The sequence below is a fragment of the Jatrophihabitans fulvus genome (assembly GCF_054781375.1).
This window is the reverse complement of sequence record NZ_BAAGUN010000001.1, coordinates 810,553-833,080: the sequence shown is the minus strand read 5'-3', so window position 1 is coordinate 833,080 and position 22,528 is coordinate 810,553. Positions and strand designations below refer to the sequence as shown.

General features: G+C 69.7%; 22 protein-coding genes. 13 read left to right on the top strand and 9 right to left on the bottom strand.

The genetic code is table 11. The features are described from left to right. Positions 1 to 7: 7 nt before the first annotated feature. Positions 8 to 1,069, bottom strand: a complete 1,062-nt coding sequence (gene trpD, locus ACYVP9_RS04060) for an anthranilate phosphoribosyltransferase (protein WP_460603413.1) — start codon at positions 1,067 to 1,069, stop codon at positions 8 to 10. After that, positions 1,066 to 1,485, bottom strand: a complete 420-nt coding sequence (locus ACYVP9_RS04055) for a hypothetical protein (protein WP_460603412.1) — start codon at positions 1,483 to 1,485, stop codon at positions 1,066 to 1,068. The genes trpD and ACYVP9_RS04055 overlap by 4 nt, the downstream gene beginning before the upstream one ends. Before the next feature lie 181 nt (positions 1,486 to 1,666). Here ACYVP9_RS04055 and ctaE point away from each other — a divergent pair, with 181 nt between their 5' ends. The 4 genes from ctaE (at position 1,667) to qcrB (ending at position 6,045) form a co-directional block, all read left to right on the top strand. After that, positions 1,667 to 2,290: an aa3-type cytochrome oxidase subunit III gene (gene ctaE, locus ACYVP9_RS04050; protein ID WP_460603411.1), complete on the top strand. Its 624-nt coding sequence runs from the start codon at positions 1,667 to 1,669 to the stop codon at positions 2,288 to 2,290. Beyond that, positions 2,287 to 3,189, top strand: coding sequence for a cytochrome bc1 complex diheme cytochrome c subunit (qcrC, locus tag ACYVP9_RS04045; protein ID WP_460603410.1), 903 nt, complete (start codon positions 2,287 to 2,289; stop codon positions 3,187 to 3,189). Before ctaE ends, qcrC begins: the two co-directional genes overlap by 4 nt. Further along, a complete protein-coding gene (qcrA, locus tag ACYVP9_RS04040) occupies positions 3,186 to 4,310 on the top strand; it encodes a ubiquinol-cytochrome c reductase iron-sulfur subunit (protein WP_460603409.1) in 1,125 nt (374 codons plus the stop codon). The genes qcrC and qcrA overlap by 4 nt, the downstream gene beginning before the upstream one ends. An 82-nt stretch (positions 4,311 to 4,392) precedes the next feature. After that, the gene (qcrB, locus tag ACYVP9_RS04035; protein WP_460603408.1) at positions 4,393 to 6,045 is read left to right on the top strand and encodes a cytochrome b; all 1,653 of its coding nucleotides are present in this window, start codon (positions 4,393 to 4,395) and stop codon (positions 6,043 to 6,045) included. 179 nt (positions 6,046 to 6,224) lie between these two features. Here the strand turns inward: qcrB and ACYVP9_RS04030 are convergent, their stop codons facing one another. Then, positions 6,225 to 7,337, bottom strand: a complete 1,113-nt coding sequence (locus ACYVP9_RS04030; protein WP_460603407.1) for a glycosyltransferase family 39 protein — start codon at positions 7,335 to 7,337, stop codon at positions 6,225 to 6,227. A gap of 92 nt (positions 7,338 to 7,429) precedes the next feature. Between ACYVP9_RS04030 and ACYVP9_RS04025 the strand changes: the two genes are divergently transcribed. Beyond that, positions 7,430 to 8,080, top strand: coding sequence for a DedA family protein (locus ACYVP9_RS04025; protein ID WP_460603406.1), 651 nt, complete (start codon positions 7,430 to 7,432; stop codon positions 8,078 to 8,080). A 28-nt stretch (positions 8,081 to 8,108) separates the two neighbouring features. Here ACYVP9_RS04025 and ACYVP9_RS04020 read toward each other — a convergent pair whose 3' ends face one another. Then, entirely contained in the window at positions 8,109 to 8,555 is a 447-nt protein-coding gene (locus ACYVP9_RS04020; RefSeq protein ID WP_460603405.1) for a cytochrome c oxidase subunit 4, read from the bottom strand. Position 8,556: 1 nt separating this feature from the next. Further along, positions 8,557 to 9,585, bottom strand: a complete 1,029-nt coding sequence (gene ctaC / locus ACYVP9_RS04015) for an aa3-type cytochrome oxidase subunit II (protein ID WP_460603403.1) — start codon at positions 9,583 to 9,585, stop codon at positions 8,557 to 8,559. Positions 9,586 to 9,620: 35 nt separating this feature from the next. Between ctaC and ACYVP9_RS04010 the strand changes: the two genes are divergently transcribed. The 3 genes from ACYVP9_RS04010 (at position 9,621) to asnB (ending at position 13,000) form a co-directional block, all read left to right on the top strand. Beyond that, positions 9,621 to 10,757, top strand: a complete 1,137-nt coding sequence (locus tag ACYVP9_RS04010) for a cysteine desulfurase family protein (protein WP_460603402.1) — start codon at positions 9,621 to 9,623, stop codon at positions 10,755 to 10,757. 97 nt (positions 10,758 to 10,854) lie between these two features. Continuing rightward, positions 10,855 to 11,076: a sulfurtransferase TusA family protein gene (locus tag ACYVP9_RS04005; protein ID WP_460603401.1), complete on the top strand. Its 222-nt coding sequence runs from the start codon at positions 10,855 to 10,857 to the stop codon at positions 11,074 to 11,076. 22 nt (positions 11,077 to 11,098) lie between these two features. Then, the gene (gene asnB, locus ACYVP9_RS04000; protein WP_460603400.1) at positions 11,099 to 13,000 is read left to right on the top strand and encodes an asparagine synthetase B family protein; all 1,902 of its coding nucleotides are present in this window, start codon (positions 11,099 to 11,101) and stop codon (positions 12,998 to 13,000) included. 84 nt (positions 13,001 to 13,084) lie between these two features. On the opposite strand, the gene ACYVP9_RS03995 is transcribed toward asnB, so the two are convergent. The 3 genes from ACYVP9_RS03995 to ACYVP9_RS03985 all read right to left on the bottom strand — a co-directional run bounded on the left by ACYVP9_RS03995 (position 13,085) and on the right by ACYVP9_RS03985 (position 14,816). Next, positions 13,085 to 14,053 carry a carbohydrate kinase family protein gene (locus ACYVP9_RS03995; protein WP_460603399.1) on the bottom strand — a complete coding sequence of 323 codons (969 nt, stop codon included), beginning with the start codon at positions 14,051 to 14,053 and terminating at the stop codon, positions 13,085 to 13,087. A gap of 87 nt (positions 14,054 to 14,140) precedes the next feature. Then, positions 14,141 to 14,521: a HesB/IscA family protein gene (gene erpA, locus ACYVP9_RS03990; RefSeq protein WP_460603398.1), complete on the bottom strand. Its 381-nt coding sequence runs from the start codon at positions 14,519 to 14,521 to the stop codon at positions 14,141 to 14,143. Positions 14,522 to 14,594: 73 nt separating this feature from the next. Further along, a complete protein-coding gene (locus ACYVP9_RS03985) occupies positions 14,595 to 14,816 on the bottom strand; it encodes a hypothetical protein (protein WP_460603397.1) in 222 nt (73 codons plus the stop codon). Between the two features lie 74 nt (positions 14,817 to 14,890). Between ACYVP9_RS03985 and nadA the strand changes: the two genes are divergently transcribed. The 5 genes from nadA to ACYVP9_RS03960 all read left to right on the top strand — a co-directional run bounded on the left by nadA (position 14,891) and on the right by ACYVP9_RS03960 (position 20,812). Further along, the gene (nadA, locus tag ACYVP9_RS03980) at positions 14,891 to 16,054 is read left to right on the top strand and encodes a quinolinate synthase (RefSeq protein ID WP_460603396.1); all 1,164 of its coding nucleotides are present in this window, start codon (positions 14,891 to 14,893) and stop codon (positions 16,052 to 16,054) included. A 24-nt stretch (positions 16,055 to 16,078) separates the two neighbouring features. Then, positions 16,079 to 16,720 carry a DUF3043 domain-containing protein gene (locus tag ACYVP9_RS03975; protein ID WP_460603395.1) on the top strand — a complete coding sequence of 214 codons (642 nt, stop codon included), beginning with the start codon at positions 16,079 to 16,081 and terminating at the stop codon, positions 16,718 to 16,720. Between the two features lie 14 nt (positions 16,721 to 16,734). Continuing rightward, positions 16,735 to 18,378 (top strand): long-chain fatty acid--CoA ligase, encoded by a 1,644-nt coding sequence (locus ACYVP9_RS03970; RefSeq protein ID WP_460603394.1) that lies wholly within the window; start codon positions 16,735 to 16,737, stop codon positions 18,376 to 18,378. Next, positions 18,379 to 18,840 carry a hypothetical protein gene (locus tag ACYVP9_RS03965; RefSeq protein ID WP_460603393.1) on the top strand — a complete coding sequence of 154 codons (462 nt, stop codon included), beginning with the start codon at positions 18,379 to 18,381 and terminating at the stop codon, positions 18,838 to 18,840. It begins immediately after the preceding gene. Positions 18,841 to 19,231: 391 nt separating this feature from the next. Further along, complete coding sequence (locus ACYVP9_RS03960) at positions 19,232 to 20,812, top strand: RNA-directed DNA polymerase (RefSeq protein WP_460603392.1); 1,581 nt, start codon at positions 19,232 to 19,234, stop codon at positions 20,810 to 20,812. 266 nt (positions 20,813 to 21,078) lie between these two features. Here the strand turns inward: ACYVP9_RS03960 and ACYVP9_RS03955 are convergent, their stop codons facing one another. Then, entirely contained in the window at positions 21,079 to 22,491 is a 1,413-nt protein-coding gene (locus ACYVP9_RS03955; protein WP_460603391.1) for an efflux MFS transporter permease, read from the bottom strand. Positions 22,492 to 22,528: the final 37 nt, after the last annotated feature.

Genomic DNA, 22,528 nt, shown 5'->3' with positions numbered 1-22,528 from the left:
GCGCGGGTCAGGTGACCTGTGCGGCGGCGGCGCGGCTCGAGGAGATCCACGCGTCGAGCAGGCGCGCGGCGGCGCCGGAGTCGACGGCCTCGGTCGCGACCTGCAGTCCCCGCCCGACCGCGACGTCCAGCTCGTCGTGGTCGACCCCGTCGTGGGCGGCGATCGCGGCGGCGGCGTTCAGCAGCACCGCGTCGCGGGCGCCCGCGCCCCGGCCGGCGAGCACCTCGCGCACGACCTCGGCGTTGAAGGTGGCGTCACCGCCGCGCAGGGCCTCGGGCGGCACGGGTGTGACGCCGAACGCGGCCGGGTCGAGCGTGGTCTCGCTCACCGAGCCCTGCGCGGCGATCCACACCCGCGAGGTGGTGGTCGTCGTCAGCTCGTCGAGGCCGTCGTCGCCGCGGAACACCAGCGCGGTGTCGCCCCGTCCGGCCAGCACCTGCGCCATGACCGGGGCCATGCGCGGGTCGGCGCAGCCGATCGCCGACGCGCTGACGCGTCCGGGGTTGGTGAGCGGGCCGAGGAAGTTGAACGCGGTGGGGATGCCGAGTTCGGCGCGGACGGGCCCGGCGTGCCGCATGCCGGGGTGGAAGACCCGCGCGAAGCAGAACCCGATGCCCACCTCGTCGACCGTGCGGACGATGCCTGCCGGCGGCAGGTCGATGACGACGCCCAGCCGTTCGAGCACGTCGGCGGCCCCGCAGGCGGATGTCGCCGCCCGGTTGCCGTGCTTGACCACGCGCCGTCCGGACCCGGCCACCACGAGCGCGGCCATCGTGGAGATGTTGACGGTGTGGGCGCGGTCGGCACCGGTGCCGACGACGTCGACGGCCGGGCCGGCGACCGGCAGCGGGGTCGCGCGCTCGAGCATCGCGCGGACGAGCCCGGCCAGCTCGTCGGGCGTCTCGCCCTTGGCGCGCATGAGCACCGCGAACGCCGCCAGCTGCGCCGGCGAGGCGTCGCCGGCCATGATCTCGCCCATCGCCCACGCGGTGTCGTCGGCCGTGAGGCCCGATCCGGACGCGAGGACGGACAGCACCTGGGGCCAGGTGCGCGACTCGCCCGCGGTCACCGCACGACGGGGATGCCGGTGTGCCGCTTGCGCAGCTGCTCGGCCACCACCGCGGCGCTCTCCACCGGGTCGATCGGCGTGTTGATGACGGCGTCGGCGAGCGACCAGCTGGCCAGCCAGCCGTCCTGCCGGCGGGCGATCAGCACCACGATCGGCGGGCAGTCGTCCAGCTCGAACTTGAACTGCCGGGCCAGGCCCATGCCGCCGGTCGGCTGGGCCTCGCCGTCGAGGATCGCGACGTCGATGTCACCGCGGTCGAGTTCCTTGACGACCTCGGCGTTGGTCTCGCACTCGACCCAGTCGATGCGCCCGGTGTCGGGGGCCGGACGCCGCCCGACAGCGGTGCGGACCGCAGCGCGCACGTCCGCGTGGTTGCTGTAGACGAGCACGGTGACCCGGTCGGGCACGACGGACATCGGATGGCTCCCCGGAGGACGGCGCTGGAGTACCTGCCGCCTGATCGTATCGACGCGCCGTGTCGGCTCCGGGCGCCCGGTACCGGTACGGCGTCGGCCGCCCTCGTGCGTTGCGCAACGAACCCGCAACACGACCCACCCCGGCGACCGGGTTGTCCGTCCGCCGAGGCACAATACGAACGTGACATCGACAGCAGCTGTGCCCGGCTTCGAGTCGAGCAAGGTGCACTCGCTGACGCGGCCCAACATCGTCAGCGTCGGCACCATCGTGTGGCTGTCCAGCGAGCTCATGTTCTTCGCCGGACTGTTCGCCATGTACTTCACCGTGCGCGCCGTGCACGGGTCCGACTGGCCGATGACGCTGCCCGACGGCAACCCCATCGAGATCAGCCTGGCCTACGCCACGCCGTTCACCGTGATCCTGGTGGCCTCGAGCTTCACCTGCCAGTGGGGTGTGTTCGCGGCCGAGCGCGGCGACGTGTTCAAGCTCCGTCGCTGGTTCGTGATCACCTTCATCATGGGCCTGATCTTCGTGCTCGGGCAGGCGAACGAGTACCGCATCCAGGTGCACGAGGGCAACACCATCTCGGCGACCGGCTACGGCTCGGTCTTCTACCTCACGACCGGCTTCCACGGCCTGCACGTCATCGGCGGCCTGGTCGCGTTCGTCTTCTACTTGATCCGGACGGCGCTCGGGAAATTCACGCCCGCGCAGGCGACAGCGGCGATCGTGGTGTCGTACTACTGGCACTTCGTCGACGTCGTCTGGATCGGGCTGTTCGCCGTCATCTACATCATCAGATGAGCAAGGGGCACCGCGTGAAGGACGACTCCACCCGCGACATCGCCGTCGGCGACTCCGACGACGAGCTCGGTTTCGAGCCCGCGGTCACCACCGCCACGCCCCGGGCCGCGCGCGTGCGCCGCAGCCGGGCGGGCTTCCGCCGCCGGCTCACCGGCTCCGTCGTGCTGCTGGCCGCGCTCGGCGCGATGGGCACGCTGTACTCCGCGTTCGCGACGTCCTCGGGCGCCGAGAGCCAGGCGAACAGCTCCGAGGACATCGCGCGCGGCAAGGCGATCTTCCAGAACAGCTGCATCAGCTGCCACGGCGCGAACCTCGAGGGCGTCAAGGGCAACGGCCCGTCCCTCATCGGCACCGGCGGCGCGGCGACGTACTTCCAGGTGATCACCGGCCGCATGCCGGTGGCCGCCCAGGGCGCGTACATCGACCGCAAGGAGCCGAAGTTCGACGAGGAGCAGACGCGCCAGCTCGCGGCCTACGTCGAGTCCGTCGGTGGCGGTCCCGACGTGCCGTCCGGCAACCTGCGCTCCTCCAACAAGGAGATGGGCAAGGGCGGCGAGCTGTTCCGCACCAACTGCGCGTCCTGCCACGGCAACACCGGCGCGGGTGCGCCGCTGTCCGCCGGCAAGGTCGCCCCGTCGCTGCACGAATCGACGGACAAGGAGATCTACACCGCGATGCTCTCGGGTCCCGAGAACATGCCGGTGTTCAGCGACAACACGCTCACTCCGAGCGAGAAGCACCAGATCATCAGCTACATCCAGACCCTCAAGGCCTCCCAGGACCCGGGCGGCGCGGGCCTGGCCCGCATCGGGCCGGTGTCCGAGGGCATCGTGATCTGGGTCGCCGGCGTCGGCGCCCTGATGATCGCCATCCTGTGGATCGGAGCCCGGTCTCGATGACCACCACCGACAAGTCGGCCGAGCACGGCACCAGCGAGCCGCTGACCGCCGACGAACTGCGCGGCATGTCCGCCGAGGACGCCATGATCGCCGGCGCCGAGGCCGACGACATCCGCATCGTCCACCGGCGCAACCGCTTCCCCATCCCGGGCACCAAGGCCGAGAAGCGGGCCGAGCGCGCGGTCGCCGCCTGCTTCGTCATCTCGGCGCTCTCGGGCGTGGGGTTCATCGTCGCGTTCGTCGCGATCCCCTTCAAATGGCACCTGCCCGGCACCCCGCAGGACTTCCGCTTCTTCACCCCGGCGCTGGGCATCCTGCTCGCCACGCTGCTCACCTTCATGGGCATCGGCATGGTGCTGTGGGCCAAGTGGCTGATGCCCGAGGAGGAGGCGGTCCAGGAACGGCACGACGACCCCTCCACCGAGGAGGACAAGCTGATGACCGAGGCCACGCTGCTCAGCGGCCTCGAGGACACCGGCCTGCCCCGTCGCTCGCTCATCCTCAAGACGCTCGGCCTCGCCGGTGGCGCGATCGCCACCGTGCCGCTGGTCGCGGTCGTCGGCGCGATGATCAAGAAGCCGGGCAACGCGCTGTTCCACACCCTGTTCGACAAGAAGTGGGCGCCGAAGGGTCTCGACCGGGTGCCGCTCGTGCGTGAGGACTTCTCGCTCGTCGGGCCGAACGATCTCGAGCCCGGTGGCCTGCTGACCGTCTTCCCCGGCGTCCGAGAGAAGGTCGAGGGCAAGGACGGCGTGAACACCGCCTCCTCCCCCACGCTGCTGATCCGGCTGCGTCCCGGCCAGACGGTCAAGGCGCGCAAGGGTCAGGCCAACTACGGCTGGCCGCAGGAGAACCCCGAGTTCGTCGCGTTCTCCAAGATCTGCACCCACGCCGGCTGCCCGGCGTCGCTGTACGAGCAGCAGACGACCCGCCTGCTGTGCCCGTGCCACCAGTCGCAGTTCGAGGTGCTCCAGGACGCCAAGCCGGTCTTCGGGCCCGCGTCGCGGTCGCTGCCGAAGCTGCCGCTCGACGTGCGCACGGACGAGAACGGCCGGCAGTTCTTCGTCGCGCGCTCCGACTACCAGGAGGCCGTCGGTCCCGCATTCTGGGAACGGCCGTGAGTTCGGTGAGTATCTCGGCGCATAATGGACACCGGGTGCGTCAAGCCACGCGCGCACTCACAGCACTGAAGCGAGGACGCGCATGAGTCCGACGAAGCAGGCAGCGCGCCGTCCCGGCGCGCCGCGAACGCCTCAGGGCAAGGCCGGTGCGTGGGCCGACGACCGGCTCAACATGGCGGGCCCCATCCGCAAGCAGCTGAACAAGGTCTTCCCGGACCACTGGTCCTTCATGATGGGCGAGATCGCGCTCTACTCGTTCGTCATCCTGCTGCTCTCGGGCACGTACCTGACGTTCTTCTACGACCCGTCGATGGCCGAGACGACCTACGACGGCCGCTACATCCCGATGCAGGGCGTCGAGATGTCGAAGGCGTACGAGTCGACGCTGAACATCACCTTCGACGTGCGCGGCGGCCTCATCGTCCGGCAGATCCACCACTGGGCGGCGCTGCTGTTCCTGGCGGCGATGATCGTCCACATGTTCCGGGTGTTCTTCACCGGAGCGTTCCGCAAGCCGCGCGAGCTCAACTGGCTGATCGGCCTCGGCCTGATCGCCCTGGGCATCGTCGAGGGCTTCGCCGGTTACTCGCTGCCCGACGACGGCCTGTCCGGCACCGGCCTGCGCATCGCCGAGGCGATCATGCTGTCGATCCCGGTGATCGGCACCTGGGTGTCGTTCCTCGTCTTCGGTGGCGAGTTCCCAGGCGAGTTGATCATCGGGCGGCTCTACATCGCCCACGTCCTGCTGATCCCGGCGATCCTGGCGGCGCTGATCGGCGCCCACCTCGCGCTGGTGGTGCGCCAGAAGCACACCCAGTTCCCGGGCGCCGGGCGCACCGAGAACACCGTCTCCGGCGAGCGGGTCTTCCCCGTCTACGCCGCGAAGGCCGGTGGCTTCTTCTTCGTGGTCGCGGGCATCACCTGCGCCCTGGGTGGTCTCGCGCAGATCAACCCGGTGTGGCTGTTCGGCCCATACAAGGCCTACCAGGTGTCGGCGGGCTCGCAGCCCGACTGGTACATGATGTTCCTCGACGGCTCGACCCGTCTGTTCCCGTCCTGGGAGATCAGGCTGTTCGGGCACACGGTGCCGGCCCTGTTCTGGCCCACGGTGGTGCTACCGGGCATCCTGTTCACGCTCGCCGGCGCCTATCCGTTCATCGAGGCCAAGCTGACCAAGGACAGGGCGAGACACCACCTGCTGCAACGGCCGCGTGACGTTCCCGTCCGCACCTCGCTCGGCGCCATGGCGATCACGTTCTACGTCGTGCTGCTGCTCTCGGGCGCGAACGACATCATCGCCAAGGCGTTCCACATCTCGCTGAACGCGATGACGTGGGGTGGCCGCATCACGCTGCTCGTGCTGCCGCCGCTGGCGTACCTGGTCGCGTACCGCATCTGCCTCGGCCTGCAGCGGCACGACCGCGAGGTGCTCGAGCACGGCATCGAGACCGGCGTCATCAAGGTGTTGCCGAACGGCGAGTTCATCGAGGTGCACCAGCCGCTCGGCCCGGTCGACGACCACGGCCACGGTCTGCTCAGCTACGCCGGCACCCCGGTGCCCAAGCGCATGAACCACCTGGGTTCGGCGAACCCGGTCAAGGCCGTGCGCGGGTTCCTCTGGCCGGTCAAGGAGAAGGACGACATCCAGGCGCAGCTCGACGCCATCGAAGCGGCCGAGCGTGACGCGCACGCCGACGTCGAGGCGCGTGAGCAGCGCAAGCAGCTCACCGACTGACGCTCGTCCGCACGACCTCCGGGCCGTCGCTCCCCCACCGGGAGCGGCGGCCCGAGTCGTTGTCGGGCCTCTACCCGGATGGCTTGGCCCCATCGCAGCGTCATCAGTCGATCTCCGCCGCGACCCGGGGATGGGGCCAAGCGGTGACGACCCCTGCCCGCCGGACGACCGCCCCCTGCTCACGGCGGGCCGGACCCCAGCAGCCAGACCGCCCCGTAGACGCTGGACACCACCGCGAGACCGCCCACGACCACCCACCGCCACCGCGAACCTGCCAGGCGGACGGCCAGGGGCAGCAGCAGCGCGAACGCCGGCAGCAGGTAGCGCGGCTTCGAGCCGAAGTAGCCCGACGTGCCGAAGGCCATCGCGACCAGGACGCCGGTGTAGACCAGCAGCGCGGGAGGTTGCCGGTCGCGCACGCCGAGCACGAACAGCCCCACCAGCGCCGCGACGGCGAGCACCAGCAGCACACCGATCGGCCACGAACCGTCCGCGAAGAACCGACCGACCCAGGCGGCGAACGCCCGTCCGCCGTCGAGCCCGTTGTGCCAACCCCGGGTGACCTCGAGATACCCGCCGACGTCGTGACGGCGCAGGGCGACCCACCCCAGGTAGCCGACCGGTCCGAGCGGGGCGATCACGGCCCCCGCGAGCGGTGCCGGGCCGCGCACCCGCCGCCACTCGAGCACGGCCGCGACGATCACCGCGGCGGCGACGGCCACCCCGAGCGGACGGGTGAGTCCGGCCAGCGCGGCGAGCACGCCCGCGAGCAGCCAGCGCCGGGTCAGCGTCGCGTGCAGCGACCACGCGGCCAGCGCCGTGAACAGCGCCTCGGAGTACGCCATCGACAGCACGTCGGCCACGGGCAGCGCCGCCCAGAGACCGACGAGCAGCAGCGCGGGTCCGCGCCCGGACACCCGCTCCCCCACCGCGTACACGCCGGCTGCGGCGACGGCGGTCGACAGCCACGCGATGAGCAGCCCGGCGTCCGCGTAACCGAGGGGCGAGACGGCGTGCAGCCACCGCTCGAGCAGCGGGTAGAGCGGGAAGAACGCGTAGTCGGCCAGCGCGCGGCCGTCCGGCGCGGTCACGACGGTGCCGTAGCCGTGGGCGGCGATGCGCACGTACCAGTCGGCGTCCCAGCGGGTCAGCCGGGCGTGGGCGTCCCGTCCGGTGCGCGACGCGCCGACGACCAGCCCGAGCACCCCCACGACGCGGACGGCCAGCGCGAGCGCCACGGCCTGCAGCGCGCCCGGGCCCACCCGCTGCCGGAGGCGTCCTGCGGTCGTCACCGCGGGAGCCTAACGTGCACCGAACGCCCACCGGGCTCGCTCCCAGCGAGCGCCGAGCAGCCACCCAGCGGCCGCATCTAGCGTGGGCGCACGTGAGCGCATCGGACCCCGGCGGCATCGTCGGCTGGGCCCTGTCGGTGATGGAGACGGTCGGGGCGCCCGGCGCCGGGCTCGTCGTCGGCCTCGAGAACCTGTTCCCGCCGATCCCGAGCGAGGCAGTGTTGCCCCTGGCGGGGTTCGCCGCCGGCCAGGGTCGCTTCAGCGTGCTCGAGGCCATCGTCTGGACCACCGCCGGCTCGACCGCGGGCGCCGTGCTGCTCCACCTGCTCGGCGCCTGGCTCGGACTCGAGCGGCTGCGCCGCATCGCCGACCGCATCCCGCTGCTGTCGGCCACGGACATCGACAAGGCGGACGCCGCGTTCGAGCGGCACGGCAGCGCGTACGTCTTCTTCGGACGGATGGTGCCGCTCGTCCGCAGCATGATCTCGATCCCGGCGGGGGTCTCGCGCATGCCGCTGCCCCGGTTCGTGCTGCTCACCGCGCTGGGCAGCGGCATCTGGAACACCGCGTTCGTGCTCGCCGGTTACGGCCTCGGCGACCAGTGGCACCGCATCGAGCCCTACGCGGGAACGATCAGCAAGGCCGTTCTCGTCGCCCTCGTCGTCGCGGTCGTGGTGTGGGTCGTGCGTCGCGTGCGGGCCCGCCGGGCCGCCGACGACGACGAAGCCCGCCCGGTCGGGTGACCGGACGGGCTTCGAGGACGGGCTGGAGTCAGGCGCCGCGCGACGGGGCCTCGCGCTTGCCGCCGGTGTAGTACTCGAACAGCAGGCCGCCGATCATGTACAGCAGCACGATGGCGGCCACGATCAGCAGCCACACCTGCACGAAGGCGAGAGCGAGGCCGGCGAGCGTGGCGGCGGCGGCGAGACCGAGCGGCCAGTAGCTGCTCGGGCTGAAGAAGCCGTAGTCGCCCGCCATCTCGGCGATCTCACCGTCGTTGCGGTCCTCGGGACGCAGGTCGATGCGCCGCGAGATGAAGTAGAAGAACGACCCCGGGATGCCCAGCAGACCGCCCGAGAGCACCAGCGCCGAGACGCCGACCCACTCGAGGTGGCCGTTGCTGAAGCTGTTCGGCAGGTCCGTCCAGATGCCGTAGCCGATGGCGGCGATCCAGCAGAAGACGGCGACACCGAGGAAGAGCCTGGCTTCGACCCTCACGTCAGTTCCCCTCTCCCTGCGGCTGGGACGGGGCCTTGTAGTCCCGCTCCGTCTCGAAGGGGTGCGTCGTGGTGGCGTACGGGCTCTGGTTCGGCATGGCCTTGCGCAGCGCCAGCGCCTGCCGGTTCGGGTTGTCCGGACCGATGGTCTTGAGCGCCTCGAGGTAGGCGGTGAAGGTCTGCTGCGGCACGACGCGGACCTCGAAGTTCATCTGCGCGTGGTAGGTGCCGCAGAGCTCCGCGCAGCGGCCGACGTAGCTGCCGACCTTCGTGGCGGTGAACTCGAACTTGTTGTCGCGGTCGGTCTCGTACTTGTCGATGCCTTCCTTGGCACTCGGCTTGGCGTACGGGATCACGTCGCGCTTGAACAGGAACTCCGGCACCCAGAACGAGTGGATGACGTCGAAGGAGTGCTCGCGGATCTGCACCGACTGACCGACCGGGATGACCAGGATCGGGATGGTGTTCGAGTCGCCGACGGTCGACAGGTAGTACGGGATGCCGTCGTGCTGGGGGTCGGGGCGGGCCTTGCCGGACGCGTCGGTGTAGACGGTCTCCTGCGCGTTGCCCTTGTTCGCCTCGACGCCGCGGTAGGAGTGGTACTCGAACTCCCAGTTCCACTTGAACGCGTCGACCTGGACGACGACGTCCGGGTTGGCGGTGGTCTTGTTCACGTAGTCCTCGACCACGACGGTGCGCCAGAACAGCACCGCGATGACGATGAACGGGAACGTGAAGCAGACCGCCTCGACCAGGAAGTTGTACTTCGTCTGCCGCGGCAGGACGTCGTCGCGCTTGCGGTAGCGGATGCAGGCCCAGAAGATCAGGCCCCACACGATGACGCCGAGCGCGAGCGCGGCCACACCGGCCCACGTCCACAGCACGCGCATGCGCGTGGCCTGCTCGGTCACACCGGTGGGCCAGCCGAAGCGCAGATTGCGCTCCCAGTCCTGCGCGGAACAGCCGGCGAGCAAGAACGTCCCGGCGACGAGCAGCAACGCAATGCGGCTCTTTCGTGCCCATCGACTCACGAGGCCGAGAGTACCTGCCGCCTACCCTGCAACTCGTGTCGCCCCACCGGTTGTCGAACCTGGACGCCGCCGCCGGTTGCCCCCTTCATCCGGTCGCCCGCGAGGCCCTGTTCGCGGCCCTGGACGACGGCTGGGCCGACCCCCGCAAGATCTACGGCGCGGGCCGCCGGGCGGCCGTCCTGCTCGACGCCGCGCGGGAGTCGGCGGCGGCGTGTCTGGGGGTCCGTCCGGACGAGGCGGTGTTCACCGGTTCGGGCACGCAGGCCCTGCACACCGCGGTGCTCGGAACCCTCGCCGGCCGTCCGCGCCGCCGCACGGTCGTGCATTCGGCCGTCGAGCACTCGGCGGTGCTCGCGGCCGTCGCCCGGCACGTCGCGGACGGCGGACGGGCGGTGGCCGTCGGGGTCGACCGGCTCGCCCGGGTCGACGCGGACGAGCTGCTCGCCGCCGTCACCGACGACACCGCCGCGATCGTCCTGCAGGCGGCCAACCACGAGGTGGGCACGCGCCAGCCCGTGAGCGCGGTGGCTCCGGGCTCCGACGTCCCGCTCGTCGTCGACGCGACCCAGACCCTCGGCCACGACGAGCTCCCGGACGGGTGGGCCGTGCTCGCCGCCGACGCCCGCATCTGGGGCGGCGGGCCGGCCGGGTTGCTGGCCGTCCGCACCGGCACCCGGTTCCGCTCGCCCTACCCGGCGGACGAGCACGAGCGCGGGCTGGCGCCCGGGGTGCCCGACATCCCTGCGATCGTCGCCGCCGCGGCGTCGCTGCGGGCGGTGCTGGCCACGCGCGACGAGGTCGGGGCGCGGCACCGGGCGCAGATCGAGCGCATCCGGCGGACGGTCGCCGCCACGATCGCGGACGTCGACGTCCAGGGCGACCCGGACGACCGCCTCCCCCACCTGGCCACCTTCTCCTTCCTCTACGTCGACGGCGAGGCGCTGCTCACCGGCCTCGACCGGCGCGGGTTCGCGGTGTCGTCCGGCTCGTCGTGCACGTCGTCGACCCTCGAGCCGTCGCACGTGCTGGTGGCCATGGGGGCGCTGACGTCCGGCAACGTGCGGGTCTCGCTGCACCACGACACGTCGGACGAGGAGATCGACGCCTTCCTGGCCGCGCTGCCCGAGGTGGTGGCCGAGGTCCGCGCCGAGCTGGGTGCGGCGGGGCTGTGACCGGGCTCGGAGCGCGGGTTTGCACCTGCCGAGGTCGTCAACGGGCCGCCCGCGCCGGAGTTGGCGACCTTGCCGGGTGCAAACCCGGGGACCTCGCGTGATCCTCGACTGCCGGGGGCGCCGGTGCCCGCTGCCGATCCTCGACCTGGCCCGCCACATCGGCGACGTCGAGGTCGGCGCCACGGTCGCCGTCGAGGCGGACGACCCCGCCGCCCGTCCGGACGTGCAGGCGTGGTGCCGCATGCGCGGGCACGAGTACGTGGGCGAGCGGGCTGCGGCGGACGGCACGCCCGGCTACGTCGTCCGCCGCCTCACCTGACCCGGACGGGATACTGGTCGGCGTGTGCGGTCTCATCGGATTCCTGTCGGCGAACGCGGACGCGGCTGCCGTGGCGCCGGCCCTGGACGGGTCGATCTCCCAGATGCGCCACCGCGGTCCCGACGAGGGCGGCGTGTGGCACGACGACGACGTCGCGATCGGCTTCCGCCGGCTGTCGATCATCGACATCGACCACTCGCACCAGCCGCTGCCGTGGCTGGCCGGCCGCTACCAGCTGATCTTCAACGGCGAGATCTACAACTACCTCGAACTGCGCGAGCGGCTCGCCCGCGACTTCGGCGCCACCTTCGAGACGGACGGTGACGGGGAGGCGATCGTCGCCGGCTACCACCACCTCGGCCCCAAGATCGTCCGCGAGCTGCGCGGCATGTTCTCGTTCCTGATCTGGGACTCGCAGGAGCACGTGCTGTTCGGCGCCCGCGACTGGTTCGGCATCAAGCCGCTGTTCACGATGACCGACGCCCGCGGCACGTTCTTCGCGAGCGAGAAGAAATCGCTGCTGGCGGTGTCGGACCCCTCCGACGTGACGGACGTCGACACGACGTCGCTGCAGCACTACCTCACGCTGCAGTACGTGCCCGAGCCCGCGACGATGCACGAGAGCATCCGGCGGGTCGAGTCGGGCACGTACTTCACGATGCGTCCGGGTGAGCAGCTCAAGACCCACCGGTACTTCCACCCCGACTTCGAGATCCGTCCGGTCAGCGACGAGACGAAGCTGTTCCGCGAGGTCGCCGAGGCGCTCGAGGACTCCGTCGCCAAGCACATGCGCGCCGATGTCACCGTCGGCTCGTTCCTGTCGGGCGGCATCGACTCGACCGCCGTCGCGGCGCTGGCGAAGAAGCACAACCCCAAGCTGCTGACGTTCACGACCGGTTTCGAGCGCGAGGGCTTCAGCGAGATCGACGTCGCCGCCGAGTCGGCCGCCGCGATCGGTGTCGAGCACATCACCAAGGTCGTCACGCCCGAGGAGATGATGACGACCCTGCCGCTGATCGTCTGGTACCTCGACGACCCGGTGGCCGACCCGGCACTGGTGCCGCTGTACTTCATCGCCCGCGAGGCCCGCAAGCACGTGAAGGTGGTGCTCTCGGGCGAGGGGGCGGACGAACTGTTCGGTGGCTACACCATCTACAAGGAACCGATCTCGCTGCGCGGTTTCGAGAAGGTGCCCGCTCCCCTGCGCCGGGGTCTCGGCAAGCTGTCGACCCGCATCCCCGAGGGCAAGCGCGGCAAGGACCTGCTGCGCCGCGGCTCGATCGGCATCGAGGAGCGGTATTACGGAAACGCGCGCATATTCCGTCCGGACGAGATGCAGGGCCTGCTCAAGACGTACGACCCGTCCGTCTCGTACATGGACGTGACGCGCGATCTCTACGCGCGCACGACCCACCTCGACGACTCGACGCGCATGCAGTACGTCGACCTGTTCACGTGGCTGCGCGGCGACATCCTCGTCAAGGCCGACAAGATGACGATGGCGAACTCGCTCGAACTGCGGGTGCCGTTCCTCGACACCGAGGTCTACCGGGTGGGCTCGTCGATCCCGGTCGATCTGAAGCTGACGAAGGAGACGACCAAGTACGCGCTGCGGCGCGCGCTGGAGCTCATCGTCCCCGCGCACGTGATCAACCGTCCGAAGCTGGGCTTCCCGGTGCCGATCCGGCACTGGTTGAAGGACGTCATGTACGACTGGGCGCGCACGATCATCACCGAGTCGCAGGCCGACGACCTGATCGACAAGGGTGCCGCGCTCACGCTGCTCGACGCGCACCGCGCCGGCCCGCACGACTACTCGCGCAAGATCTGGACCCTGCTGGTGTTCCTCATCTGGCACGGCATCTTCGTCGAGCAGCGCATCGCGATCACGCCGCCGGAGCCGGTGTATCCCGTCCGCCTCTGAGCGCTTCCCGGCTCGATCGGCTGCGGACACGCCGGCGTGTCGCAACCGGTCCGGCCGGGAAGCGGTCGACGACGGAGACGTGGCTCAGACGAGGTGCGGCTCGATGCGCGCGGCGGCCTCGTCGCCGTAGGACTCGGCGAGGCGGGCCTGGAAGTCGTTCTTGTCGACCGCGTACTCCTGCGGCCCGTTGCTCTCGAGCACGAGGGTGGCGAGCAGGCTGCCGACCTCGGCGGCCTGCTCCCAGTCGAGTCCCCACTCGAGCGAGGTGAGGAAGCCGCCGCGGAACGCGTCGCCGACGCCGGTCGGGTCGACCTTGGCGCGCTCCTTGGCAACAGGGACGTGGATGGTGCCGAAGTCGCCGACGATCTCGACGCCCTTCGAGCCGAGCGTGGTGACGCGGACGTTGACCTGCGCGTCGATGTCGGCGGTCGAGTAGCCGGTCTTCGACTCGAGCAGCTGGCGCTCGTAGTCGTTGGTGAACATGAGGTCGGCGCCCTCGATGAGCTGCTTGAGGTCGTCACCGTCCATGCGGGTGACCTGCTGCGACGGGTCGGCGACGAAGCGCAGCCCCTTCTCGCGGCACTCGGCGCTGTGCTGCACCATCGCTGCCGGGTCGTAGGCGCTGATGATGACGAGCTCGGCGCCGGTGGCCGACCAGATGGGCTCGATCTCGATCTGCGCCGCCTCGCTCATGGCGCCGGCGTAGAAGGACCCGATCTGGCACAGCTCCTCGTCGGTGGTGCAGACGAAACGGGCGGTGTGCTTGGTGTCGGAGACGAGCACGTGTTTGGTGTCGACGCCGGCGCCCTCGAGGAACGCGCGGTACTCGTCGAAGTCCTTGCCGACGTTGCCGACGAGCACCGGAGAGCCGCCGAGCTGGGCCATGCCGTAGCTGATGTTCGCGCCCACGCCACCGCGCTTGACGTCGAGCGCGTCGACGAGGAACGACAGCGAGATCTTGTGCAGGTGCTCGGCCAGCAGCTGGTCGGAGAACTTGCCCGGGAAGTGCATCAGGTGGTCGGACGCGATGGATCCGGCGACGAGAGTCGGCATGAACGGGAGCCTAACGGGAGGTCACGGAAACGGCCGAAAGCCGCGTCCGGTGCAACACCGGACGCGGCTTTCGGAAGGGTCTGGGTCTCAGCCGCAGAAGCTGTTGCCGCAGGCGCAACCGCCCTGGGCGTTGGGGTTGTCGATGGTGAAGCCCTGCTGCTCGATCGTGTCGGTGAAGTCGACGACGGCCCCGCCGAGGTAGGGGGCGCTCATGCGATCGATGACGAGCGGCACGCCGTGCGGCTCGAGCATCACGTCGCCGTCGAGGGCGCGCTCGTCGAAGAAGAGCTGGTACTGCATGCCCGAGCAGCCACCGGGCTGCACGGCGATGCGCAGGCGCAGGTCGTCGCGACCCTCCTGGTCGAGCAGGGCGCGCACCTTGACGGCGGCGTGCTCCGTCAGCGTGACGTCGCTGCTCGGGGCCTCGGTCGGGGTGGTGGTCAGCTCGACGGGCGTCTCGGTGGTCATGTCGCTCCCAGCGGTTCGGCTACTGCTTTCGGACGGGTCAACCTGTGAGGGCCGACCGGCATTCCGTACCTCTCTACTGTAACCGCGCGTCGTCCGATGTGCCGTGACGCAACTCGAGGACGGTGACCGCGCCGAAACCGACCAGCAGTGCGATTCCGATGACGGCGGTCTCGCCCGCCCCGACCTTGTGGCCGAACAGGACGACCCCGGCGACGAACGGCGCGGCCACGATGACGAGCACGCCGACGAACGCCACCACGGCGGTGACCCGGGCGAACCAGGAGACGCGGCTCATCGCCTCATCGTCGCACCGTGCGATGTGACGAACCCAGGGCCCGGATTTGGGGGCCTGCGGCCTATCCTGAGGGGGTGACCTTCGTCGAGCCCGCCCCGTCGGCCACGGCCCTGCTGCTGCTCGGGCACGGCAGCGACGCCGACTCCGAGCGGGGTGTCGACTGCCCCGGCGAGTTGCCGCCGGCGTCCGACCCGCGGCTGGTCGAGCGTGCCGAGGCCGCTCGCGCCGCGCTCGGCGACCGGGCGTTCGTGCTCGGCCACCACTACCAGCGCGACGAGGTCATCCGGTTCGCCGACGTCACCGGCGACTCGTTCAAGCTCGCCCGCGACGCCGCGGCCCGGCCGTCCGCCGAGTACATCGTCTTCTGCGGCGTCCACTTCATGGCCGAGTCGGCCGACATCCTCACCACGGACGAGCAACAGGTCGTGCTGCCCGACCTGGCCGCCGGGTGCTCGATGGCCGACATGGCCGAGATCGAGCAGGTGCTCGAGTGCTGGGACGTGCTCACCGAGGCGGGCGTCGCCGACGTGACCGTGCCGATCACCTACATGAACTCGACCGCCGCCATCAAGGCGTTCACGGGCGAGCGCGGCGGGGCGGTCTGCACGTCGTCCAACGCCGAGAAGGCGTTGCGCTGGGCGTTCGACCAGGGGCAGAAGGTGCTGTTCATGCCCGACCAGCACCTCGGACGGAACACCGCGGTGCTGCAGCTGGGCCTCGAGCTCGGCGACTGCGTCGTCTACAACCCGCACAAGCCGAACGGCGGGCTGACCACCCAGCAGCTACGCGACGCGACGATGATCCTGTGGCGGGGCCACTGCTCCGTCCACGGACGTTTCACCGCCGAGAACGTGGCCGAGGTGCGGCGCCGCATGCCCGACGTGAACGTGCTCGTGCACCCGGAGTGCCGCCACGACGTCGTCCTGGGCGCCGACCTCGTCGGGTCGACGGAATTCATCATCAAGACGCTGGACGCGGCCCCGGCGGGCTCGTCCTGGGCGGTCGGCACCGAGCTCAACCTCGTCCGCCGGCTGGCCAACGCGCATCCGGACAAGAAGATCGCGTTCCTCGAGAAGACGGTCTGCTACTGCTCGACGATGAACCGCATCGATCTGCCGCACCTGGTGCGCCAGCTCGAGACCCTCGCCGCGGGCGAGGTGCGCAACCGCATCACCGTCGACCCGACCGTCGCCGCGAACGCCCGGCTGGCGCTCGACCGGATGCTCGCGCTGCCCTGATTTCCGGGACGTAGACTGCCCGGCGTGAAGCTCTCCCGCCGCGACAACGCTGCCGCCGAGTCCGAGACCGTCGACATCACGAAGGAGTCGACGGCGGGGTCGGAGGAGGTCACGGCCAAGGCGTCCACGGCCAAGGGCCGTCCGACGCCGAAGCGCCGCGACTCGCAGGGCAAGCGTGGCCCCGTCACCGCGCCGAAGACGCGCAAGGAGGCCTACGCCCGGCAGAAGGCGCAGGCCAAGGAGCAGCGGTCGGCCGCGAAGTCGGCCAAGCCGCGTTCGGTGGCCGAGCAGCGGGCGGCGCTCAAGCGCGGCGACCCCGACGCGCTCCCCCGCCGCGACCAGGGCAAGACGCGCAAGCTGGCCCGCGACTGGGTCGACTCGCGGCGCATGCTCTCGAACTACCTGCTGCTGATCTTCCCCATCATGATCATCGCGTCGTTCGTGCCCGCGCTCGCCGCCGTGCAGATCGTGGTGCTGTTCGCGCTGGTCGTGCTGATCGGCGAGTGGTACATCACCGGCAAGCGGGTGCGTGCGCTGGCGATGGAGCGCTACGGCGAGGCGGACGGCGGCAACATGTCGATCGGCTTCTACGCCGGCAGCCGCGCGTACATGCCGCGCCGCTGGCGACTGCCCGGGCCCCAGGTCGAGCGGGGCGACGAGATCTGAGTAAGGATGCGGGCATGACCTTCGACGTGCAGAGCACGATGCAGGACGACTTCCCGCTCACCCTCACCTCGATCCTGCAGCACGGGTCGCGCATCTATCCCGACAGCGAGGTCGTCACCTGGACGGGCGGCGGTGCCCGCCGGGCCACGTACGCCGAGGTCGCGGTTAACGCCGAGAAGCTGGCGTCTGCGCTGGCGAAGCTGGGCGTGTCGTCGGGCGACCGCGTCGGCACGTTCTGCTGGAACAACCAGGAGCACCTCGAGGCCTACTACGCGGTGCCGTGCATGGGCGCGGTGCTGCACACGCTGAACATCCGGCTGACGCCCGAGCAGGTCGTGCACATCGTCGGCCACGCCGAGGACCGCGTGATCATCGTCGACGGCACCCTCGTCGGGCTGCTCGCGCCGATCGCCGCCGAGCTGAAGACGGTCGAGACGTTCGTCGTCATCGGCGATGCGGACGCGTCCGCGCTGGGCGCCGGCGGCGCGACGGTCGTCCGCTACGAGGACATCGTCTCGGCCGAGGAGCCGGGCTACGACTGGCCCGAGCTGGACGAGCGGTCGGCCGCATCGATGTGTTACACGAGCGGCACCACCGGCGACCCGAAGGGCGTCGTCTACTCGCACCGCTCGACGTACCTGCACGCGCTGGCCACCATCGCCACGGGCGTCACCGGCTTCACCGAGCGCGACCGCATCCTGACGTTCGTGCCGATGTTCCACGTCAACGCGTGGGGCATCCCGTTCGGGGCGTTCCTGTGCGGCGCGACGCTGCACTTCCCCGGCCCGCACATGACCCCCGAGCCGGTGTGCGACTTCATCAAGGCCGAGCAGTCGACCCTGGCCGCGGCGGTCCCGACGATCTGGGGCGGCATCCTGCAGTACGCCCGCGCCAAGAAGGACGTCGATCTTTCCTCCCTGCGCATGGGCACGTCCGGTGGCGCGGCCATCCCGCAGGCGATGCTCGAGGCGCTGCAGAACGAGTTCGGCGTGCGCGTCATCCAGGGCTGGGGCATGACCGAGACCTCGCCCGTCGGCGGCATGGCGCACCCGCCGGCCGACGTGGAAATCGGGTCGGACGAGGAGATCCCGTTCCGCATGAAGTCCGGACGGATCATCCCGGGTGTGCAGATGCGCATCGTGTCCGACGACGGTTCTGAACTGCCGTGGGACGGCAAGGCCGTCGGCGAGATGGAGGTGCGCGGTCCGTGGATCACGGGCTCGTACTACCGCGCCGACGTCCCTGAGAAGTTCCACGACGGCTGGCTGCGCACCGGCGACATCGGCACCATCGACCGCCGCGGGTACTTCCAGATCACCGACCGTTCGAAGGACGTCATCAAGAGCGGTGGCGAGTGGATCAGCTCCGTCGAGCTCGAGAACCTGCTCATGGCCCACCCCGCCGTCGCCGAGGCCGCCGTCATCGGCATCCCCGACGAGAAGTGGACGGAGCGCCCGCTCGCCACCGTCGTCCGCTCGTCGGACGTGACTGCCGAGGAGCTGGCCCAGTTCCTCGAGGGCAAGGTCGCCGCGTGGCAGGTGCCCGAGAACTGGACGTTCGTCGACGAGGTGCCGAAGACGACCGTCGGCAAGTTCGACAAGAAGGTCATCCGCGCCCAGCACGCGGACGGCGTACTCACCGTGGAGCGGACGAAGTAGGTGGCCGACGTCCTCGGCAAGCTCGAGCCGGTCGTCGGGCCGCTGCTGCAGCCGGGCGAGACCCTGCTCGGCGGCTGCAAGTGCGCCGGGATGAACGCCGCGCTCAAGGCGGGGTTGTCGGCCGGTGGCGGGGTGATCGGTGATGTCGCCGGTTCGGCCCTGGGTTCTGGTGCGGGTTCGGGTGGTTACGGCGCGGCCGTGCCGCAGGTGAAGGTGTTCTGGATCGCCGTCACCAACCTGCGGCTGATCTACTTCTCGGTCGGCGCGCTCACGTCGGGCCCGAAGAAGTACGCCGGCGAGGCTCCGATCTCAACGGTCCAGAACGTCGTCATCAAGCCCGGCAAGATCTTCCGGCGGTTCACCATCGTCTTCACGGACGGGACGCAGGCGACCGTGGACGCGTACCGGGCGTCGAATCCTGACTCGCTGCAGGAGTCGCTAGCGCGGGTGCTGCCACAGTAGAGCCCCCCAGGGCGCTTGGCGGCCGCCCAGATCGCTAAATATGCACTCGCGAGACGGGGCATCCAATTCACTTCGGCGGGTCGCTGAGAGCGGCGCCGCGAGCCGCTCGAGGACTGAGTCACGCTCGACCGCGGTCGTGCGATCTGGTTTGCAGCGGGAGGTTAGTGCTGCGAACGGCCCGGCGGCCAAGACGAGACTTTCGGACCAGCCATTGGCTGCGTTTGTGACCAGGTGAGACTCTCGCGCCCTCACCAGCCCCTGCAGCGAGAACAATTGGTGCGCGCGGAATCGCAGCACGAAGCCGCAGGACTAGCGTCCGCCACCAGTCGACCTGCGAGAGCTCAGGACAGGTAGCGTCGGGCGGCGTGGCTGCTGCTCAGAAGGTCTCGTCGTGAGGTACGGCCTGAATCTGCGCGCGGCGGTCGGCCTCTTTCGCGCCGAGATGTACGGGGACTGGTACCGGGACCCGTGGGGATGGCCGGAAGTCACTGCGCTGGAACGCGAGCCAGACGCGGACGACGTGCTCGACGAACTGCTAGTTCGAGACGGCAATAAGCGGCGTCCGCGCGAACAGGCCGAGTTCAAGCCCTTACAAGTTCCGAAGAGCATGCTCGGTGTTCGACCGGCGGTCGTGATGTCCGTTGATGCTCGGCTCCTGTACTTGGCGGCGGCAGCAACGACGGCACCTCGGCTTCACGCCAATCTGCCGGAGTGGGTGTTCGGATGGAGAATGCGGCAAGGACCTGGCCTCGCACCCAACGACGATGAGTGGGACCAATACGTCGGTTCGCTAAATGATGCTGTGCCGCCTTGGGATTCTGTTCTTGCAACTGATGTGACCTCGTTCTTCGCCTCTGTCCGTGTCGATGAACTGCTGGACGACACGAATCGCCTGATTGGAGATGGCACCGCCCTTCACGTGTTTGACGACTTAGTGCGAGCCCACGATCGCATGGCGGCTTTTGGCGGACTACCGCAACGAAGTTGGGCGTCCGCGGTGTTGGCGAACCGCTATCTGTGGCCGCTCGACCAAGTCGTCGGACGGAACGTCCAAACCAACGGCCCCATTTGGCGAGCAGCCAGATGGATGGACGATATTTACATCGTCGGCAGGGATAGTGCCCTCTATGCTCTTAACTTAGAACTCCACGATAGGGCCCGTCAGCTCGGACTCGAGCTGAACGCCTCAAAAAGCCACCTCATGGAAGCCGGCGATTTCGACAGACACTTCCGCCACGTTGGCATGAGGGACGTACCGAGAGGGCAACTGCCTCCGGCAGGGGCGGCTAGTGGACCCGGTCGCCGTCGCAAAGCGCAAATTGACCCATCTTGGCTCTCCGAAATGGAATCGGAGATTCTCGCTGGCGCCTCCGTCGGCTTTGATCGGCCAGTCGTTCGACTGGTGCTACGAGGCGTCCGGGATCAACAACTTTTCACCCGATGGGCCGAGTGGCGCGACATGGCTCATCGCATGCCCCAGCACGCCGATCTAATTGGCCGTTACCTACGCGACGCGGCGTCTGACAACGACGCGTCACTGTCCCAGGGCGAACTCGGCGAATGGTTCTCCGATTTCGTCAAATCTAGTTGGCCCACGCTTCCGTGGGTAGCTGGCCAACTTGCACTTTCCCTTGGGTCGCGGCAGGACTCGCAGCAACGCTTTGACGCTCTATATCGCGATTGGATCTCCGAGTCCGATGATCTGCAACAGGTCGCAGTTGCCATTCACCGCCTAGGACGCACGGCCCCTGACGCAGTCCGTGAAGCGGTACGCGACCGGCTCGACCAAACCACAAGCCCGTTACTCCTCCGCGTGTTCGCGCTCGGGCTCCTACCTAGCGGCGAGGGCGCAGCCTTCGTTCGCACCGTCGCCGCCCGCGATCCACGCAACCGACTGCTTCTACGCACGCTCGAGCGCGACGGTTACCGCGCGCGGAAAGTACCCGCAGATTTCGACGAGCCGGGCGATTAATCTGCACCACGCGAATTGCAAGGCTGATGCACGAAGATCGACGGCTCGGCGCGCGAATAGGTCAGAGCGTCAACCAGGATGACGTTCCGCAGGGGACCGTTTTGTGGTGCGCGAATGGGTGGGGCAGTCCACTGCCGGCACGCGTTGCGCGCGCCGCGGGGCCGGGATCGCGCTCGACGGCGGCGTGCTGCCGGTGCCCATCCTCGTCCTCTGCACTTAGCCGTCAGCCGGGAGCGCGAGGCTCCCGGCCGACGAGGACGAGCAGATCAGGCCGCGACCAACTCCGGCGTGGGAGTGGGACCCTCAACGACCGGCTTCGCCCGGCGGGCCCGCGGGATGAGCGCGGCGGCGACGGCGCCGCCGATCACCGCGAGTCCGCCGACGATCATCGCGGGCTGCAATCCGTCCACGAAGGCTTGTCCGCTCGTGAACCCGCCGCGGGCGGTGAAGATCGCGCCGAGCACGGCGATGCCGAGCACTCCCCCGACCTCGCGGATGCCGTTGTTCGCACCGCTCGCGACACCCTGCATCTCCGCCGGAACGCTGCCCATGACGATCGAGGCGACGGGGACGAAGAACAGTCCCATGCCGATGCCGGACAGGATGAACGGCAGCAGCATCGAGGTGTAGCTCGTGTCGACGGCGATCTCGAGTCCGAGCCAGCCGAGGCCGACGCCCTGCAGGATCAGTCCGACGACGAGCAGCGGACGTCCGCCGATGCGGTCCGAGAGCGGGCCGGCCAGCGGCGCGACGAGCACCGGCATCGCCGTCCACGGCAGCGTCCGCAGACCGGCCGCGAGCGGGTCGTAACCCTGGACGTTCTGCAGGAACTGAGCGAGGAGGAAAATCGAACCGAACATGCCGAGGCTCATGACGAGCGACGCGGCGTTGACCGCGCTGAACCCGCGTGACCGGAAGAGGCGCAGCGGCAGCATCGGCGCGGCCGTCCGGCTCTCCCACACCACGAACCCGACCAGCAGCACACCGCCGCCAATCAGCGCGAGCAGCTGCGTGGGGCTCGTCCAGCCGTGGGCGTTGCTGCGCACAAGTCCGAGCACCAGCGCGAACAGTCCACCACTGACGAGCGCGAGGCCCACGGGGTCGAGCCGCTTGGCCGGACCGTGCGACTCACCCAGACGGCGCAGGGCCAGCGGCGCGAGGGCGATGCCGATCGGCACGTTGAGCCAGAAGATCCACTGCCACGACCCGCCCTGCGTGATGGCGCCGCCGAGCAGCGGACCGAGCGCGACGGCGAGTCCGCTGCTCGCACCCCAGATGCCGAGCGCGGCACCGCGACGTTCCGCGGGCACGGCTGCCGTCAGCAGCGTGAGCGACAGCGGCAGCACCGCTGCCCCGCCGACGCCCTGCAGTGCTCGGGCGGCGACGAGCAGCTCGATGTTCGGCGCGAGCGCCGCCCCTGCGCTGGCCACCGTGAACAGCGCGAGCCCGGCGACGAACACCTGCCGGCGTCCGAGCCGGTCGCCGACCACCGCGGCCGGCAGCAGCAGGACGGCGAACGTGAGCGTGTACGCATTGACCGTCCACTCGAGCTGGTCGATCGAGGCGTTCAGGTCGGCGCGGATCGACGGCAGCGCCATCGTCACCACGAGGTTGTCGAGGGCGACCATGAACGCCGCGACCGCAGTCACGACGAAGGTCCACACCACGGATCGGGACATCAGGACTCCTTGTTAGTTGTGATCGGTCACTAGCAAC

What these genes read in the sequence shown, in the direction of transcription:
- ACYVP9_RS04055 (WP_460603412.1), bottom strand. Translation starts at nt 1,485, where the DNA reads ATGTCCGTCGTGCCCGACCGGGTCACCGTGCTCGTCTACAGCAACCAC.
- qcrC (WP_460603410.1), top strand. Translation starts at nt 2,287, where the DNA reads ATGAGCAAGGGGCACCGCGTGAAGGACGACTCCACCCGCGACATCGCC.
- qcrA (WP_460603409.1), top strand. Translation starts at nt 3,186, where the DNA reads ATGACCACCACCGACAAGTCGGCCGAGCACGGCACCAGCGAGCCGCTG.
- qcrB (WP_460603408.1), top strand. Translation starts at nt 4,393, where the DNA reads ATGAGTCCGACGAAGCAGGCAGCGCGCCGTCCCGGCGCGCCGCGAACG.
- ACYVP9_RS03995 (WP_460603399.1), bottom strand. Translation starts at nt 14,053, where the DNA reads ATGCCGACTCTCGTCGCCGGATCCATCGCGTCCGACCACCTGATGCAC.
- erpA (WP_460603398.1), bottom strand. Translation starts at nt 14,521, where the DNA reads ATGACCACCGAGACGCCCGTCGAGCTGACCACCACCCCGACCGAGGCC.
- ACYVP9_RS03985 (WP_460603397.1), bottom strand. Translation starts at nt 14,816, where the DNA reads ATGAGCCGCGTCTCCTGGTTCGCCCGGGTCACCGCCGTGGTGGCGTTC.
- ACYVP9_RS03970 (WP_460603394.1), top strand. Translation starts at nt 16,735, where the DNA reads ATGACCTTCGACGTGCAGAGCACGATGCAGGACGACTTCCCGCTCACC.
- ACYVP9_RS03955 (WP_460603391.1), bottom strand. Translation starts at nt 22,491, where the DNA reads ATGTCCCGATCCGTGGTGTGGACCTTCGTCGTGACTGCGGTCGCGGCG.